This window comes from Ancylomarina sp. YFZ004 (assembly GCF_054254355.1).
On the sequence record NZ_JBTCHQ010000011.1, the window covers coordinates 68,583 to 83,886 of the forward strand.

Annotated in this window: 13 protein-coding genes; 10 read left to right on the plus strand and 3 right to left on the minus strand. The window is 34.2% G+C overall.

The genetic code is table 11. The features are described from left to right. The first annotated feature begins 61 nt into the window (after positions 1-61). The 3 genes from ftsZ (ACXR6G_RS16050) to ACXR6G_RS16060 all read left to right on the plus strand — a co-directional run bounded on the left by ftsZ (ACXR6G_RS16050) (position 62) and on the right by ACXR6G_RS16060 (position 3,325). Positions 62-1,375, plus strand: a complete 1,314-nt coding sequence (gene ftsZ, locus ACXR6G_RS16050; RefSeq protein WP_458362461.1) for a cell division protein FtsZ — start codon at positions 62-64, stop codon at positions 1,373-1,375. Between the two features lie 171 nt (positions 1,376-1,546). Beyond that, positions 1,547-2,821 (plus strand): cell division protein FtsZ, encoded by a 1,275-nt coding sequence (gene ftsZ, locus ACXR6G_RS16055; protein WP_458362462.1) that lies wholly within the window; start codon positions 1,547-1,549, stop codon positions 2,819-2,821. 57 nt (positions 2,822-2,878) lie between these two features. After that, positions 2,879-3,325, plus strand: coding sequence for a GatB/YqeY domain-containing protein (locus ACXR6G_RS16060; protein ID WP_458362463.1), 447 nt, complete (start codon positions 2,879-2,881; stop codon positions 3,323-3,325). Between the two features lie 75 nt (positions 3,326-3,400). Here ACXR6G_RS16060 and miaB read toward each other — a convergent pair whose 3' ends face one another. Continuing rightward, positions 3,401-4,735 carry a tRNA (N6-isopentenyl adenosine(37)-C2)-methylthiotransferase MiaB gene (gene miaB / locus ACXR6G_RS16065; RefSeq protein WP_458362464.1) on the minus strand — a complete coding sequence of 445 codons (1,335 nt, stop codon included), beginning with the start codon at positions 4,733-4,735 and terminating at the stop codon, positions 3,401-3,403. 336 nt (positions 4,736-5,071) lie between these two features. Between miaB and ACXR6G_RS16070 the strand changes: the two genes are divergently transcribed. Together ACXR6G_RS16070 and ACXR6G_RS16075 are read left to right on the plus strand one after the other, a co-directional pair. Continuing rightward, a complete protein-coding gene (locus ACXR6G_RS16070; protein ID WP_458362465.1) occupies positions 5,072-5,905 on the plus strand; it encodes a 1-acyl-sn-glycerol-3-phosphate acyltransferase in 834 nt (277 codons plus the stop codon). Between the two features lie 192 nt (positions 5,906-6,097). After that, the gene (locus ACXR6G_RS16075) at positions 6,098-7,078 is read left to right on the plus strand and encodes a GNAT family N-acetyltransferase (protein ID WP_458362466.1); all 981 of its coding nucleotides are present in this window, start codon (positions 6,098-6,100) and stop codon (positions 7,076-7,078) included. Positions 7,079-7,150: 72 nt separating this feature from the next. On the opposite strand, the gene ACXR6G_RS16080 is transcribed toward ACXR6G_RS16075, so the two are convergent. Both ACXR6G_RS16080 and ACXR6G_RS16085 read right to left on the minus strand, forming a co-directional pair. Next, complete coding sequence (locus ACXR6G_RS16080; protein WP_458362467.1) at positions 7,151-9,052, minus strand: amidophosphoribosyltransferase; 1,902 nt, start codon at positions 9,050-9,052, stop codon at positions 7,151-7,153. A 116-nt stretch (positions 9,053-9,168) separates the two neighbouring features. Continuing rightward, positions 9,169-9,735 carry a hypothetical protein gene (locus ACXR6G_RS16085; RefSeq protein ID WP_458362468.1) on the minus strand — a complete coding sequence of 189 codons (567 nt, stop codon included), beginning with the start codon at positions 9,733-9,735 and terminating at the stop codon, positions 9,169-9,171. A 781-nt stretch (positions 9,736-10,516) separates the two neighbouring features. On the opposite strand from ACXR6G_RS16085, the gene ACXR6G_RS16090 reads away from it, so the two are divergent. The 5 genes from ACXR6G_RS16090 to ACXR6G_RS16110 all read left to right on the plus strand — a co-directional run bounded on the left by ACXR6G_RS16090 (position 10,517) and on the right by ACXR6G_RS16110 (position 15,201). Beyond that, positions 10,517-12,004, plus strand: coding sequence for a sensor histidine kinase (locus ACXR6G_RS16090; RefSeq protein ID WP_458362469.1), 1,488 nt, complete (start codon positions 10,517-10,519; stop codon positions 12,002-12,004). A gap of 5 nt (positions 12,005-12,009) precedes the next feature. Beyond that, positions 12,010-12,696 carry a response regulator transcription factor RprY gene (gene rprY / locus ACXR6G_RS16095; protein WP_458362470.1) on the plus strand — a complete coding sequence of 229 codons (687 nt, stop codon included), beginning with the start codon at positions 12,010-12,012 and terminating at the stop codon, positions 12,694-12,696. A 171-nt stretch (positions 12,697-12,867) separates the two neighbouring features. Then, positions 12,868-13,236, plus strand: coding sequence for a BlaI/MecI/CopY family transcriptional regulator (locus ACXR6G_RS16100; protein ID WP_458362471.1), 369 nt, complete (start codon positions 12,868-12,870; stop codon positions 13,234-13,236). A gap of 1 nt (position 13,237) precedes the next feature. Then, entirely contained in the window at positions 13,238-14,824 is a 1,587-nt protein-coding gene (locus ACXR6G_RS16105) for a TonB family protein (protein WP_458362472.1), read from the plus strand. 278 nt (positions 14,825-15,102) lie between these two features. Continuing rightward, complete coding sequence (locus tag ACXR6G_RS16110; RefSeq protein WP_458362473.1) at positions 15,103-15,201, plus strand: winged helix-turn-helix domain-containing protein; 99 nt, start codon at positions 15,103-15,105, stop codon at positions 15,199-15,201. The last annotated feature ends 103 nt before the right edge of the window (positions 15,202-15,304 follow it).

Sequence of the window (15,304 nt, forward strand, 5' to 3'; positions counted from 1 at the left end):
TCATATCAAATTCAAGTCTCATCAATTTGTATACTATTAAAAACACTATAAACCCTAAATTATGATTGACGAATTACTACCTGTTGATTTCGAAACTAAAGAAGAATCAATGATCAAAGTTATTGGTGTTGGAGGCGGTGGAAGTAACGCTGTCAATCACATGTATAAGGAAGGTATAAAAGATGTTGGCTTTGTAATATGCAATACCGACTCTCAGGCTTTAGTTGATAGCCCTATTCCTTTAAAAATCCAATTAGGGAAAAGTTTAACAGAAGGTCGTGGCGCAGGTAATAAGCCTGAGAAAGGTCGTCAGTCAGCTATAGAAAGCATAGATGAAGTTAATAAACTTCTTGGAGAAAAGACCAAGATGATTTTCATCACAGCTGGTATGGGTGGTGGTACGGGTACAGGTGCAGCACCTGTAATCGCTGAGCTTGCAAAAGAAAAAGACATCCTAACTGTGGGCATAGTCACCATTCCTTTCCTTTTCGAGGGGAAACGTCGTGTTCAGCAAGCTCTTGAAGGAATTGAGAATTTAGAGAAACACGTAGATGCTTTATTGATCATCAACAATGAAAAATTAAGAAGCATGTTTGGCGACTTAAAGCTTTCAGAAGCTTTTGCTCAAGCTGATAGTGTGTTATCAATTGCTGCGAAATCTATCGCCGAAATCATCACAGTTCATGGCTATGTAAATGTCGACTTTGCTGATGTAGAAACAGTGATGCGTAACTCGGGAGTTGCCATTATGGGATCAGCTAGTTTAGCTGGTGAAGACAGAGCAATTAAAGCAATTAAGCAAGCTCTTAATTCACCATTATTAAACAGCAATAATATCTATGGTGCACGCAATATCCTACTTAATATCATATCAGGTAGCGAAGAAGCAACCATGATGGAGGTAACTGAAATTACGGAATACGTTCAGGCAGTTGTAGGAAACGATGTTAGTATTATATGGGGGAATGGTTATAGTGAATCATGCAATGATGAATTGAGTGTAACTATTATAGCAACAGGCTTTACAGATAATCCAATTCCTGAACTAAATATTCAGCCTCGCCAACATGAACAAAATAAAGAACCTCAGCTTGAATTAATAATTGAAAATCCAGAAATGCTGGAAGCTGAAGCCAATAACTCAAAAAGAAAAACGACTGCTCCTAAAATGAAAAGTGTCAGTCAGACAGAAATGTTTGAAGAACCTTTTGATGAAGAAGAGATCGTAGACGATATTGAAGAAAAGGCCCACGAAAGTAAATCGGCTAATTCTTTTGTTGCTCCTCAGCCTAAGGAGGTGAAGAAAAACAAAAAATCAGGTTGGTTTAAAGATACTTTAGGTTCTTTATTCGATACGGAAGACACTTCAATGTAAATTATACGTTTAGATATAGTAATTCTCTCACTTAAGTTAAATTTCATCTAGAAAATCCAGATGAAATATACAATCGTAATTAATTAAGCATTAAATTTGCAGCGCAAAAAGCTTAGTTACTTTAGAATACAATCACACACATCCAACAAAAGGATAAATATAATAGAATTAATGAGCGAGGAATTAATGGATTTTGGCTTGATAGAAAACGAACCTTCAATTATTAAAGTAATTGGAGTTGGTGGTGGTGGAGGCAATGCTGTTAACTACATGTATAAGCAAGGCATCAAAGATGTTGATTTTATCATCTGTAATACAGATGCACAAGCATTAGCAAAAAGCAATGTGCCAAAGAAAATTCAACTTGGAGAATCTTTAACAGAAGGACGTGGAGCTGGTAATAAGCCTGAGAAAGGTGAGCAATCAGCTATAGAAAACTTAGATGATGTTACGGCAGTATTAGAGGATAATACTAAAATGGTATTTATTACTGCTGGAATGGGTGGAGGAACCGGAACGGGTGCTGCTCCTATCATTGCTAAGGCTGCAAAAGACATGAATATTCTTACTGTTGGTATTGTAACCATCCCTTTCCGTTTTGAGGGAAGACAACGTATCAATCAGGCAGTAGAAGGTATTAGAAAACTTAAAGAAAGTGTCGATTCTCTTCTTGTGATCGATAATGGTAAACTTTCTGAAATATATGGCGATCTTAAACTATCAACAGCATTCTCAAAAGCTGATGATGTTTTAGCCACTGCGGCAAAAGGGATTGCTGAGATTATAACACTACATGGTTATATCAACGTTGACTTCGAAGATGTTAAAACCGTGATGACAAATAGTGGTGTTGCTGTTATGGGATCGGCAAGTGCAGAAGGTGAAGGAAGAGCCGTAACGGCTATTCGAGAGGCACTAACCTCTCCTCTTCTTGACAATAACGATGTTCGTGGAGCAAAATCTATTCTTCTTAATATCACATCTGGAACCGAAGAAGTGACTATGGATGAAGTCGGTGAAATCACCGATTATGTCTATGAAGCTGTTGGAGATAGTGGAAATATTATTTGGGGTACTGGTCAGGATGAAGCTTTAGAAAATAAAATTTCTGTGACCATAATTGCTACAGGTTTTGAGCATGAAGATTCTGAAAACTACGATCCACTACCTAAGCAAGCTGCTGTTAACAAACCAAGTGCTTTCAAAGGCGGAAAAGGTCCAGCTAAAGTAACTGAAACTCAAAAATTGCAATTGGAATTAGATCCAATGCCAGAGCCAGAAGTTGAGCTAAATAAAAAACTGGATGCCAGCAATATGAATGAAGCTGAAATTCAAGAGAACGAAGAAATTCCAGCATACAAGCGCAAACAAATCAATTTAAATCGAACTGAAACTCAAAAAACATCTAATGTGGTTCACTTCAACTTAGATGATTTTGATAATTAATACAAATCTGTATAAATCCATCTTCTGACTCGGGTTTATACAATAATCTCATACATCATGACTTTATTAGAACAAATAAACGGCGATATAAAGGCTGCAATGAAAGCCAAAGACAAAGAAAAACTACAAGCTATTAGAGCAGTAAAAGCAGCCTTTATGCTTGAAATGACTAAAACTGGTAGTACTGAGATTGCTGATTCTGATGCACTTAAAATTGTACAGAAGCTTGCTAAGCAAAGAAAAGATTCAGCAGATACCTTTATTGCTGCTGGCCGCCAAGAATTAGCTGATGTTGAGTTAAAAGAGATGTCTTTTATCGAAGTTTACTTGCCTGCACAAATTAGCGATGAAGAACTAACTGCTGCCATTAAGGGTTTGGTTGAAAAAACTGGAGCTAGCTCAATCAAAGATATGGGTAAAGTTGTAGGTATGGCATCAAAAGAACTAGCTGGTCGTGCTGATGGTAAAACTATCGCTGACAAGGTAAAAGCATTACTTGCTTAAGTAAGCAATAACAATACACAAAAGAGGCTGTCAATTAGAATTGACAGCCTCTTTCACTATAGTCTAGTACAAGCTTTATTCGCTTATCTCACCAATTAGTGTAGCTGATGTACAGCTAACTGCTTTCACCTTTACAAAATCACCAATTTTCAGATCCTTCTTAGGCAAAACAAAGGCTTTGTTCTGTGAACTTCGTCCGTACATTTCCTGATCAGATTTCTTAGAGGTGCCTTCAATTAAAATTTCAAAGGTTTTTCCAATATCTCGCTGATTACTTTCTAAAGAGAGTTGTCTTTGTAAGGCAATCATTTCATCCAAACGCTTCGATTTCACATCCTCTGGAATATTATCCTTCAGATTTTTATAAGCAAATGTTCCTGGACGTTCCGAATATTTAAACATATAAGAATAATCGTAATTGGCCCACCTCATCAATTCTAATGTTTCTTGGAACTCCTCTTCTGTTTCATTATGAAATCCAACAAAAACATCAGACGTTAAGCCACAATCTGGAATATATTTTCGGATAGCTTCAACACGATCCATATACCATTCGCGAGTGTATTTACGACGCATATTTTTAAGAACCTCGTTGCTACCCGACTGAACAGGCAAGTGAATGCTTCTACAAATATTTAGATTGGCAGCCATCACTTTAAGTGTATCATCACTCATATCTTTAGGATGAGAGGTTGCAAAACGAATACGCATATTGGGTTCTGCTTTAGCTACCATATCTAAAAGCTCAGGGAAAGTAATTTCCGAGATCGAATTATTGAAATGGTACGAATTTACATTCTGTCCCAACAAAGTAACCTCCTTATAGCCTCTTGAAGCCAAATCGTGTACTTCTTTCAATATACTTTCAAAACTACGACTACGTTCTCTTCCTCGAGTGTATGGTACGATACAATAAGTACAAAAATTATTACAGCCTCTCATAATTGAAACAAAACCAGAAATTGCTGTTTCATCAATACGAGATGGACAAATATCCTTATAAGTTTCTGTTAATGATAAATCGATGTTAATGGCCTTTTCCCCCTTCTCAGCTTTCTTTACTAACAAAGGTAAATCCATATAAGCATCAGGTCCAACAACAATGTTTACATTTTTTTCCTGCTCAAAGAGCTTCTCTCCCAGACGTTCAGCCATACAACCAATTATCCCTACTAAGAGCTTAGGATTCTTCTTTTTCAACACACTAAAACCTTGAACTCTTCCACGAACTCTTTGCTCAGCATTCTCACGCACCGAACATGTATTTACCAAAATCACATCAGCCTCAGTTCGCTCATTGGTTCTCTCGAAACCATCGTGTTCCATTATGGCAGCGACGACTTCACTATCGGCAACATTCATTTGGCAACCATAGGTCTCCATGAATAGTTTTTTATTGCTTTTGTTCATTGTTTTTTCAATTATCCTTAATGTCAACACTCAAGAATCCTGAAGGAAGACGTATTGTTTTTTGTTTAACGCGCAAATATAGATCTTATTAGCTGAATGACAATTGAAGACTCGCAAATTCTCTTGATATAGACTCAGTAAACACAAACATTAAAACTAAAAAAAAGGCACTTGGTGTACTTTTATATTGAATGAGGCTCTGTTTTTTAAGGAAGTCAATATAAAATTCCGATATTTAGGCCACAATTGGCTTTAATGGGTTTAATTCAAGTATTTATTGATCAACATGAAGTCAAAATAAGTCATAACTAAGCCTTATTTTTAGAATTATTTCAAATGCAAGACCAATCAAAATCTCAGGATTTTCAGAAGATAGATCTCAAACAAGTATTTGCCAGTAAAAGCGAAAAGGTCGCTAAATTAATCCCTGGCTTTATTATTTCATACTTAAAACGCATCATCCATCAGGATGAACTGAATGCCTTTCTTTCTAAAAATCATCAAAAGCAAGGCATCGATTTTTCTCAAGCCGTTTTAGATGAATTATCGATTACCTATGATATTCATGGACTAGATAAACTCGATAAAAATAAGCGCTACCTTTTAGTCGCAAATCATCCCCTTGGTGGGCCAGATGGACTTATTCTAATCAGTCTTTTTGGAAAGCATTTCAAAACAATTCGGTTCTTGGTTAACGATCTTCTGATGAATATTAAAAATATGGGGCAGGTGTTTGTTCCTATAAATAAACACGGAGGCCAGGCCAAAGAAGCAGCACAAATTATTGAATCTGCTTATGCTTCTGATTCTTCTATTCTAACTTTCCCTGCAGGATTAGTTTCTAGAAAACAAAAGGGAGTCATTAAAGATTTAGAGTGGAAAAAGAGCTTTATCGTAAAAGCCAAGAAACATCAACGCGATATTGTACCTATACACATCAGTGGTCGAAATTCAAATTTCTTTTACAACTTATCCAATTTTAGAAAGTTTATTGGTCTAAAAGCTAATATCGAAATGTTGTATCTGGTAAACGAACTATTCAAACAAAGAGGTAAACAATTCAAAATTACAATTGGGGATCCTATCCCATTCGAAAGTCTTGATCGTAGTTTAACTCATAATCAATGGGCTGAAAAAATTAACAAGCAATGTTACGATCTTGCTGACTAACTATCTTAATATACAAATCCATAATAAGCACTATATTTGCAAGGATTTTATAATCTTATAATAGCCAATAGGTAAAATTAGCTATGGAGATATCCATATTTTCACTTATATTGCTAGAATTACACCACAAGCGAATCTCAATATTCTTAATTCGAGGATTAAAGAATTGTCGCCATCTAAAAAAGAAAACAAATGAAAGATATTATCCCACCAGTAGATAAAGAGCTCCTTGAGAAAGAACTAACCGAGGATCGATTTGTAAGAAAGACCAATAAGGGATCGAACGAGATTTATTGTTTTACTCACCATAACTCGCCAAACTTAATGCGCGAGGTAGGACGTTTACGTGAAATTACATTTAGAAAAGCTGGTGGTGGAACTGGTAAAGAAACAGATATTGATCATTACGATTTAGATGAAAGACCTTATCATCAACTAATTGTATGGGACCCAAGTGCAAAGGAAATATTAGGAGGTTATCGTTATATTATCTGTAAGGATGCACATACCAATGAGCAAGGTGATTTACAATTAGCTACATCAAGATTATTTGATTTTTCAGATGAATTCAAATCAAAATATATCCCTAATATGATTGAACTTGGTCGTTCATTTGTTCAGCCAGAGTACCAATCAATATTAAAAGGAAGAAAGAGTCTTTATGCGCTAGACAACTTATGGGATGGACTTGGAGCTTTAATTGTTGAATACCCTGAAATCAAATATTTCTTTGGAAAAGTGACTATGTATCCTCATTTTAACATCGAGGCTCGCAATCACATTCTATATTTTATGAACCGTATGTTCAATGATCCTGACAAACTTGCTTGGCCATTGAACCCTCTAAAGACGGATGCCGATACAGCCGCAATGGATGCAACATATAATGGTGTCGATTTCAAAGAAAACTATAAGATTCTATCTAGAATCGTACGCGAAAATGGAGCGAATATCCCTCCACTTATTAATGCATACATGGGTCTATCTCCATCTATGAGAAGTTTTGGGACAGCCGTGAATACTCATTTTGGGGACGTTGAAGAAACGAGTATCATGATTACAATCGAAGATGTATATGAGAATAAAGTTGAACGCCACATCTCTTCATATCTGAACTTCTTGAAAATACGTTTCCCTAAAACGAATTTTCATTTATTCAAAAAAAGACATTAGTCAATTTGTATTGACCAAAAAAAAAGTCATCCAATAGGATGACTTTTTTTTTATATTATTTAAGCTCAAAGATTAATAAGCTCTTTTTGTATTTCCTTCAACATAGTTGATAAATGATGTATTCACAACCTTGTTTCCTCCTGGAGTTGGATAATTACCAGTAAAATACCAGTCACCATTATTTTCAGGACAAGCTGCATGTAAATTCTCTACAGTTTGGAATACAATCTTAACCTCAGCATTCATATCTTCTGGTGTCAATTGCACCGAAATTTTATCCGAAATCTCTTCTGGAGTAAATGGTTTGTAAATCTCAGTTACATAGTTCATCACCTCTTCCTTAGGTAAATTCTCCTGAGCCTTGCACTTCTGATAAACATCTTCTATTAAACTCTCCATGTTTCTCTCCTTAAGCAATGCAATAGCTGCATTAAAAGCACAGAAATCACCCATTCTCGTCATATCAATACCATAACAGTCTGGGTAACGAATTTGAGGTGCAGAAGACACAACAACAATTTTCTTAGGATGAAGTCTATCTAAAATTCTAAGGATACTTTTCTTAAGAGTTGTTCCACGTACAATTGAATCATCAATTATAACAAGGTTATCAACACCGTTACGAACAATGCCATAAGTTACATCGTAAACGTGACCAACTAGATCATCACGACCTTCATCTCCTGATATAAATGTTCTTAGCTTAACATCCTTAACTGCGATTTTCTCAACGCGAGGCTCAACAGAAATAATCTCTTGCAACTTCTCTTCAGTCCACTCACCATTCAGTTCATGAATCTTACGTTTTTTATCTTCTTGCAGGTGATTTCGAACACCTTCCATCATACCATAAAAAGCAGTTTCTGCCGTATTAGGGATAAATGAGAAAACAGAGTTCGCAATATCATTATCGATGCTCTCAAGAATAGCTGGAGTCAATAATTGGCCTAATTTTTTTCTCTCTAAATAAATATCTTTATCAGATCCTCTTGAGAAATATATTCTCTCGAATGAACATGAGCTTCTTTTCTCTGCTACACGAACAGGAACTTCTTTAATATCACCATTCTTGCTAATAATCACAGCATTACCTGGTCCGATTTCCTTAATATCATCAGCTTTAACATTTAAAGCTGTTTGGATAACTGGACGCTCTGATGCTACAACTAAAATTTCATCATCTTGATAATAGTAAGCTGGACGAATTCCCCAAGGGTCACGCATTACAAAAGAATCGCCATGTCCAAACATACCGGCAATAGCATATCCACCATCCCAATCACGAGAAGCATTAGAAAGTACTTTCTGTACATCGAGATTATTCTCGATTAAAGGCGATATTTCTTGAGAGGTAAAGCCTTCATTTTTATATTGTCTGAATTTAAGTTGGTTTTCTTCATCAAGATAATGACCAACTTTTTCAAGAATAGTTACTGTATCGGTATAATCAGTAGGACTTTGACCTAAAGAAACCAATAGATCAAAAAGTTCATCAACATTAGTCAAGTTAAAGTTACCTGCTAATACAAGGTTACGAGAACGCCAATTATTTTCACGCTTTACAGGATGAACAAAATCGATACTATTACGACCGAATGTTCCGTAACGGAGGTGACCTAAATAAACTTCACCAGCAAAAGGTACATTCTCTTTAGCCCATTTTGCATCCTCAAATTGTTCTGGATTAGCTTCTCTTTTTGTTGCCAAATCGCCATAAATACTATCAAAAACATCTTTTATTGGCTGATTCCCATTTGAACGATGACGATGAATATATTTCGTTCCTGGCTTTTGATCGATTTTGATACTAGCGGCTCCTGCTCCTTCTTGTCCTCTATTGTGCTGCTTCTCCATCAAAAGACAAAGCTTCTGAATTCCATATTGCCAAGTCCCATACTTTTCCTGATAATACTCAAGAGGCTTACGCAAACGGACTAAAGCTATTCCGCACTCGTGTTTAAGTTGATCACTCATTTCGATTTATTATAATGGTTATTTAGTATTTCCTTATCTTCGAAAGGTAAATTTACAATTTCCTTTACTATTTTTTCAATAAAAAAACCGCTTAGAATTATCCAAGCAGTTCAATATTATTCTATTTCTTCAATCTGAATTTTCAATTCTACTTCTAGGTCAATCAAATCTATCTGGTCTCTCCTAATGTAGCAATTGGGATATTTTTTTAAGCATTTCTTATATAAATAAACAGCATCAAAATTACTTCTAAAATTCCCTATGAGAACTCGCAAGTTTGGTGCACGGTATTTAAGATAAACTCTTTCATTGGGAAATTTACCTTCCAGCTCATCTTTTATGGCAATAGCTTTTGCTTTATCTCTACCACCTCCAGAAAAAACCTGTATTCTCCATCCGAAGAAACCTGGTGCCTCTGAATTTTCAGTTCTGTCAATTTTTAACAAATCATCAATTCGGTAATCTTGAACAATTTTCACTTGTCCCTGCCCCTCTTCATTTTGTCTTAATCTCTCTAAGAACTCAATATCTCCTTCGTAAAATTTTATATTTTTAATACGAATAGTGTCCTGAATATGCTGCCCCAGAGTATCAACACTCTGATTTGAATCATACACTTGTGCATTTAGTGATGTGATACAAAAAGCAAATACTAAAGTGAGTAAAGAAAAAAGATACTTCATTTGATATGTGTTTCCAAAACTGATTACTTCTCCATTCTTCTATATTACATACAAGTATCATACAAATCCAACTGAGTATCAACACTATTAATATTTCTAGAATAGATCTCAAAAATAAACAAAATTATCTAGCTTCAAATATTATTTAACGATTGATAAGATTTCTCCTTTTCAAGATTGCAATACGCAAATCAAAAACAAGCATATACACATGAACAACTGCAGTTTACGAACGGGGAAGACATTGGAAATAAATATAACTTTCTAAAAATTTAGCATTAATTAAGTTATTTTCAGACCTAGAATAAAAATGAAGGAGGAACTTATTTTGGTTGAACTACTAATTTGATTTTATTCAACTGGTGGAAAAGAAAAAGGATGGTAACCACAACCATCCTTTCTTCTAACTATTAACCAAAATTTGAAGACTGATTCCAAGGATTCAATCTTCGTGGGCAAAAATAAGATCTATAAATTGAATTCAACATTATAATGATGAAAAATAAGATAAAATGTCCTATAACATATTATCAATCAAGCTAAGATATTTGAACAAATAATCTAATTTATATTAACAAACAACACAAACACTCAACGATTTACTCTTACGTATTGATAGGGAAAAAACGATTTCTCTATAATTTATCAATGTTAAAAAAAATCGCCTTTTAAAGAAAAGACAATAAAAATTTATAGATCAGATATACTTCAAAGCTTTCTTCCTCCGTTAAAGATTGTTAAGCATGAATAAGCGCATGAGTATTTTTCTATATTTGTATTCATGAGTAAAAAATACATTTGGTTAGTAACAATCGTTTTGGCAATATCCTTATGCGGTATGATCTTCATTCAGATCAAATACTATCAGTCTACAGCTAAAATAAAAGAAGACCAGTTTATACTTACTGTAAGTAAAGCTCTCGACCAAGTTGTTGAGAAAATGGAATATGATGACGAAACGAATAGTATTCTAGAAGGTAACACTCCCCAATTAAATAAGAATGCAAACATTACAGAAACGATAAATGCGTATCGTTATAATATTGAATTACCTCAAAGACCAGGGCAAAACACGTCATCCAAAGCGAGTAATTACCAAGATAAAGGCGGCTATAAAAAAGCAAACCAACTCGATGCAAAAAGTTTAAACAATTTAATAAAAACCAGGTCCAGATACCCGAATAGTAGAATGGGTTATCAATTTGAAATATCTCGCTTGGCCCGTCAAGCAATGCCTCTTAAAAGGCGTGTTAACTTAAATACCATTCAGAAATTAATTAAGGAAAAACTGCTTAGCAATGGAATAAAACTAGATTTTGAATATGCAGTTAAATCCGAGAATAAGTTTGAAAAGAAATCATCAAATTATTTTATTCACAAGAATAAGGAAGCATATTTCGTACAACTATTCCCCAACGACAAATACAAAAACACACACGAGTTATTCATCTTTTTCCCTGGCATGCATGAATATATTATTCAGTCATATACCATGCTAATACCATCTTTAGTATTATCTCTTATTCTGATAATGTGTTGTGCCCTTACTGTCTTTATTATATTCAGACAGAAGCGTCTATCTAAAATAAAGAACGACTTTATTAATAACATGACACATGAGTTTAAAACACCTATATCGACGATATCACTAGCATCACAAATGCTTAGAGACAACTCAATAACAACAACTCCAACGAGTATTAATCAAATGGCTAAAATCATAAATGATGAAAGTCGAAGATTAACTTACCAAGTGGAGAAGGTGCTGCAAATGGCTATTTTTAACGAAGGCCGTTTGAAATTAAAATTGAAAGCTATTAATCTTCATCATATAATTGAGAATCTAATGCCTAACTTCACAATTAGAGTTGAAGATAAAAAGGGGAATACATACCAGCATCTGGATGCTAGTGAAGATCTTGTTATGCTAGATGAAATTCATATAGGTAACCTTATTTCAAACCTTATTGACAATGCCATTAAATACAGTAAAGATACACCTGAGATAAGTATTAGTACAAGAAATAAAGATAAAGGAATTGTGGTAGCGATTACCGATAATGGTATTGGAATATCAAAAGAAGATCAAAAAATGGTTTTCGAACGTTTCTTTAGAGTACACACTGGAAATGTTCACGATGTGAAAGGCTTTGGCTTAGGTTTATCCTACGTAAAAAGAATTGCCGATGCTCACGGTGGACATGTTAGTGTTGATAGTAGCCTTGGAAAAGGCACAAAATTTGAAGTATACCTGCCATTTAAAAAATAGACATTATGAAAAAAGAAATTAAAGTCTTATTGGCTGAAGATGATGCAAATCTCGGCCTTTTGCTTAAAGAATATTTAGTAGCTAAAGGCTACGACACAACCTTATGCGAAGATGGTGATAAGGCATACGATGCATTTTTAAAGAACCCTTTTGATATTGGCATTTTCGATGTCATGATGCCTCATCGTGATGGTTTTACATTAGCTAAGGATATTCGTTTAATCAACTCTGAAATTCCTATTATATTCCTAACTGCAAAATCGATGAAAGATGATGTATTAGAGGGTTTCAAATTGGGAGCTGACGATTATATGACCAAACCTTTTAGTATGGAAGAACTTTTGGTTCGTATTGAAGCTGTACTAAGAAGATCTGGTGGCAAGTCGGAAAACAAACAAGAAGAATTCAAACTAGGTCGTTTCATTTTCGATTCTAAAAAGCAATTGCTTCACGATGGTGACAAGGCAATTAAGCTAACCACTAAAGAATCTGAGCTTCTTAAACTACTTAGCAATAATGCAAACGAAGTATTAGAGCGTAATTTCGCGCTTAAAACGATCTGGTTAGACGATAACTATTTTAATGCACGAAGCATGGATGTCTATATTACCAAACTACGTAAACATCTTAAACCAGATACAAATATCGAAATTATAAATGTTCATGGTAAAGGATATAAACTTATCATGTAATTTTTGAAAATATAATTCGATAAGAAATCCCCAAAATAAACATTTTGGGGATTTTTTATGGGCACAAGCTACTATAAAAATAGTAGAAAGGTTTGTTATTGAACTTTATTCTACTAGATTTGTAGTAGATAATGAATTCAAAATCTATAATTGCAATAAATAGAGCACAGTATGAAACAAATGACAAAAGCCGAAGAACAGGTGATGCAGATATTATGGGACCTAAATGAAAGTAATATCAGAAGTATTGTTGATAGGTTTGACATACCTAAGCCTGCTTACACAACTGTTGCAACGGTTTTAAAAGTTTTAGAAAAAAAAGGTTTCGTAACTAAAATACCACAAGGGAAAACGCATTTGTTTATACCACAAATTACCAAAGAAGAATATTCCGGTCATCAAATGGGGAGTTTATTAAAGGACTACTTTAATGGCTCATTTTCTAAAATGGCATCTTTTTTTGCTAAGGAAAATAACCTAAGCATTTCCGATTTGGAAGAAATGATTGAGATGACTAAAAAAGAAATTAATAAGAAGTAATATGAATGACTTTTATATTTATATACTGAAATCATCAGCTGCTTTAGCTTTATTTTATGGGATTTATCATTTCTTTTTACAAGATGAAAAATTCTATAATGCTATTAGGCTATATCTTGGATCATCCCTAATCTTATCGTTTATTTTGCCCCTAATTAAAGTGAAATACGAAGTGGTAACAGCAAGTGAGAACTCAGATTTTCTCTTGATGATTAATCCCTTTGTACAAACACACGAGACCAATGCTAATACGCCACTAATCGAAAATATAAGTTTAATTCAAATAATCCTTGGGCTTTACATTTTAATCTGCCTTTATATGCTTGCAAAAGCAATATTCAGAATTATTTCTACACAAAACATTATTAAAGATAAAACGTACGATGAATTTGAAGGTCATAAGTTGATAAAACTAACTGATGACACACCTAGCTTCTCATTTTTAGGGAAAATCATCATCAATTCAAAAGATTATAATACCAATTCATTTAAGAATATACTAGCACACGAGAAAGTACATGTGGAACAGAAGCATTGGATCGATCTGCTTTTGGTGGAACTAACAACAATTTTATTGTGGTTTAATCCTTTTGCCTGGCTTTTTGAACGTGCTATTAAACAAACGCATGAATTATTAGCTGATGAAGGAGTCATTGCGCAAGGCTGCAACATCGGAGAATATCAGGCGAGTATTTTAAATCAGATAATGGGTGTTGAAGTGATGGGTTTAGCCAATAACTTCAACTGTTCAATTACTAAAAAAAGAATGATCATGATGACTAAAGATAACCAATCAGATTCTAGGAAACTCCGTTTTCTATACATATTCCCGGCTATAGCAGCATTACTTGCTCTTAATTTACAAGTTGTGAATGTTGCACAGGCTCAAACCAACGAAGTTGTAACAATTACTAAAAAATCTGAAAAAGTAAAAATTGAAGGGACACTTCTCAACAATGACAACAAACCTGTAGCAAACTACAGTGTTTTATTGTTTAAAATGAAAGATACAAACTCAAAAGATGCCGTAAACATTAAGGGAGTCTTTGTTGCAAGGACTAATTCTCAAGGAAAATTCTCAGCTACAGTTCAAAAAAACACGGTAGTTAGAATATTTAATGGAAAAGAAGAAGTTATTACTCGTAACATAGATGACTTTATTCTTAATGGCAAAAAGCAAGGAGACACTTATTGCCTGACTCTTAAATCTCAACAATATCTAGAATCAGGAAAAAAAGGTAATAGAGCTAAGCGCTTTTCAAGTAAAAAAGATGTTTTTGTCGTTGTTGAAGACATGCCTGAATTTCCGGGTGGCGACAATGAACTTCAAAAATGGATTGCTCGTAATATAAAATATCCTGAAGCTGCGGCAAAAAAAGGAATTGTAGGACGAGTTTATGTAGGTTTTGTTGTTAACAAAAAAGGTGGTATTGAAGATATCAAAATTATGAGAGGTGCTGAAGCATCACTTGATGCTGAGGCAATGCGAGTAATCGGTACAATGCCAAAATGGAAACCTGGGAAACAGAATGGAAAAATAGTAAAAGTACAATATACTATACCTATCAACTTTGCTCTAAATAAATAATAATTTATAAATTAAGTATGTAAAAAAAGCTCTCAGTCACGGTTCTGAGAGCTTTTTTCTTATTTGTTTCTTCTAGCTTTTTCCATAATAACATCTTGTCCCGGGCGTTTTCTTTTCCATTCAAAAAGCAATTGCTTCACGATGGCGACAAGGCAATTAAGCTAACCACTAAAGAATCTGAGCTTCTTAAACTACAGCAATAATGCAAATGAGATATTAGAGCGTAATTTAGCGCTTAAAACTATCTGCTTAGACAATAACTATTTTAATGCACAAGCATGGATGTTTATATTACCAAACTACGTAAACATCTTAAACCAGATACAAATATCGAAATTATAAATGTTCATGGTAAAGGATATAAACTTATCATGTAATTTTTGAAAATATATTCCATGAAAAATCCCCAAAGTAGAAACTTTGGGGATTTTTTTATGGGAAGCTCTACTATATAAATAGTAGAAAGCTTGCTTATTAAAA